Genomic DNA, 3,428 nt, shown 5'->3' with positions numbered 1-3,428 from the left:
CTTATTTCTCAGCATTCTTTAAAATGATTAACATTTTGGAATGCTGAGTATAATGCTTCAAATGTTAATGTTTCCATTTGAAGCAGAAAGTATTGCCTATATTGTCTGCAACCACTTTGGTCTGGATACTTCAGAATACTCTTTTACCTATATTGCCAGCTGGTGTGAGAGCAAGGATATGAAAGCACTCCGGGCATCTATGGATACCATCCGGAAAACGTCTGCGGAAGTCATTGAGAATATCGAGACACAGATGCACGAGCTGGAAATGGAAAGACCAATCCGGGATACTTTTCATAAGGAAGATTTAATTCTGCATCTTTCAGGCAGCATGGGTTCCGAGTTTACTTATGATCTGATCGAAAACATGAGCAGGGAACAATTAGAGCAGAATGTGGGTGAATACGTCCGCCTTCTGGAAAGTGGTGAGATAGAGGAAAATGAAAAACCACTGGAAAGTTTTCTGGAAGAAAAAGGTGCTGCCGTCACACCACTGTATGACAGCAGTGGGCACGGAGAGAACTATCCGATTGATTTTTATGATGTGGAATATGATGCTGACACAGGCATTACTTATTTTTCTGACCTTTCTCCGAAAGATCAGGCAGAGATGTTGGTGCAAAAAGCAGAGTTTCCAAGAAATATTTTTTCGGAAAATGAAAAGGCATTTGTAAATGAATATGCAGAAACCTTCCCTGGACAGGTGGAAAGACTGAATGACCTGGTATGGGATATGAGGGAATCTTATGATGAAGCCGGTTCAAAGCTGGTGTATGAAGTGATCCAGGCAGCGAGGGCGAACTTCCCAGCGAAGGAACCGGAAATTGCAGAAGAAACAGCCATGCAGTATGCCCACCGTCTGATTGAAACAGCAGAAGCTGCCAATACGGGAGATTTCACAGATTCCCAGAGAAATCTTATTGTAAATTTTGCATATAAGATGGATAACAAAGATGAAGTGCTTGGACTGGTGAACCGTATGATGACGGCAATCCGCAGACCGGGAAGTGAATATACGAGGAGCCTTATGAATGAAACACAGGCACAGATTGACAATTTTCCGGATGGCATGATCGGTTTTACCGAAATGCACGAGGCAGGAATCCGGTTAGACCATATGCTTCCGCTTACGAAAGACCGGGCATATGAATTGTACCGTGGAGGGGCAGAAATTTATGTGTTACATGGAAATTCCGACAATCCGCAACTGGCAGAATCCACACTTGTAGACACAGAAAATGCAATTCTTGGATATGACGGTATCTTTGGAATCACAGAAACAGAATGGGAAGTGCAGAAAGAAAGAGAAGCCTCTGCTACAAAGCAGGAGGCACTGGAACAGCAGAGTGCAGAAAAGATTGATGAGACACTTCTTCTGCATGGAGAAAGCGGAAGGTTTGCCATTTATCAGATGGATAGTGGAGATGAGCATACTTATCAGTTTATGGGAATGGAATCCGCAAAGAGTCTGGGATATACCATTGACGGAAAGGATTACCGGATGGTTTATGCAGCACCATGGATGCCAACGATCACGTTAGAAAATATATTTGAACGCTTTAACATTGACCGACCAGAAGATTTCCGTGGACATTCATTATCGGTAAGTGATGTGATCGTGATAAACAGGGGTGCAGAGATCACAGCCTATTATGTAGATTCTTTTGGATTTCAGGAACTTCCGGAGTTTGTCCAGCAGAGAAGGAACATGCTGGAACATAATTCCGTCAGGGCATATCCGCCAGTTTATAAAGGAACATTGGAACAGGCAATGGGAGAACGGGATGTAGATGCCTATTTGGATTCCAGAAAGTTAAACCTGGACTGCAAGAAGGCAATCGAAGAAACCATCCGGGAGAATTTTGACGGACTGCACTTAAAGCAGGATGCGGCAAAAGAAGCCGTGGAACGCTTTGGGGAAGAACGTATGAATTTTGTTATGGCAAACACCATCCGTGAACTTTCCCATGATGGAAGATTCTCCAGACAGAACAAAGACTGGGCGGAGCATATCGAAGTCCCGGAAAATATCAGCCGGGGCAGAAATCTGAATCTGGATTATGTGATCGAAAGCCACCCGGCAGTTTTAGATGGGTTTATCGACATGGCAAGAGCTGAGATCCGGATGCAGAGGATAGAACAGGCGATAGGAGAAAACGAAGTGACGATCACGGCAGAGACAAGAGGATATGAAGCAGAAGGACATAACGGGACATGGCATACGGTTGATGAAAAGGAATATGCCGGGGAGAAGTTTTTCTTAATGGAACATGATGAATTTGGTTCCGATGTGGCAGGCATTATCGTAGCAGAAAATGGACAGCTTGTAGCGGAGGACTTATGGAATGGGTTTGATGCAGGAGCATTGGAAGCTGTATTAGAATATTTGCAGGAAAATGGAACAACACTTTATGACTTGCCGGAATTCCCGAAAGATTCTGCTGTAACCCTGCGGAGTGGACAGACACTTACAATCGAAGAAGTACAGGCAGTGCAGAAAGATACCTGGGAAGAAACGATGGAAGGAAAAAATGAATCCGGAACAGATGTCCGATTTAATTTTCATGCAGTCAGTGAGGTGCAGCTGCCGGAAGGCATAAAGTTAAAAATGCCAGAGATTCATTACATTGATAATTTTTATGTGATGGAAGATGTAAATGCAGAGGGTGTAGTAAAAGTAAACCGGTATGAATCACTGGATGAAGCGATGCAGGAATATTTACGTTTGCCAAATCATCAGAAAAAAGTGCTTGGTATCCAGAATACGGAAACAATGCAGGAAAGCATGGATTTTATCCGGTGTGAAAACGGAATAGATCAGCTTACCCATGCATATGAACAGATCGGAGGGTGGCTGAATCCGGAAATATATGAAGCGGTAAATAAAATGGAAAATATACTGGAGTGGAATGAGGTGCAGATTGCATATCAGATTGGAAAACAATACTTTACAATCCAGACCGTAGAAGATGGCTATGATTATACGTTTTACAATGAAGATTATCAGGAGGATGATGGAGGAATCTATGACAATCCGACAATCTATGTGGATGAAGCCGCCAGTGATATTTTAGAAGATAAAGGGTACTCGCTGGAAGATGCAAAAGTAGTGGATTATGAAGATCTGATGGCAGATGTGGAAGAAGTTCAGGAAGAACAGATGCAGCGGGTGCAATTAGAAAAGAACTGCCCGGCAAGTATTTTTGAAGGATTTCGCAGGGAAGAAGCACTGCAAACCTATGAAGGAATTGCAATGCAGTTTACCAGGAGCAAAGGGTATCTGACTATTCAGGCAACAGAAGAAGGATATTCGTTTATTTTTTATGACTCTGACCTGCATGAAATTCAGGGTGGTGATTACGATAATCCAGACGCATCCATTCAGGAAGCAGCTTATGAAATCCTTAAAAGTGAAAGAATGGATGACA

Annotated in this window: 1 protein-coding gene; it reads left to right on the top strand. The window is 42.9% G+C overall.

Annotated elements, in window-relative coordinates; translation table 11 throughout:
- Nucleotides 1–52: 52 nt before the first annotated feature.
- Nucleotides 53–3,428, top strand: a 3,376-nt coding sequence (locus tag DXC01_RS19625; RefSeq protein WP_243111683.1) for a DUF3849 domain-containing protein, incomplete at its 3' end; no start/stop codon positions are given.

The sequence above is a fragment of the Blautia sp. OM07-19 genome (assembly GCF_003481595.1).
In the GTDB taxonomy this organism is placed as follows: Bacteria; Bacillota; Clostridia; order Lachnospirales; family Lachnospiraceae; genus Blautia_A; species Blautia_A intestinihominis.
Note: the sequence above shows the minus strand (reverse complement) of the source record. Positions and strands in the feature narration are given on the sequence as shown.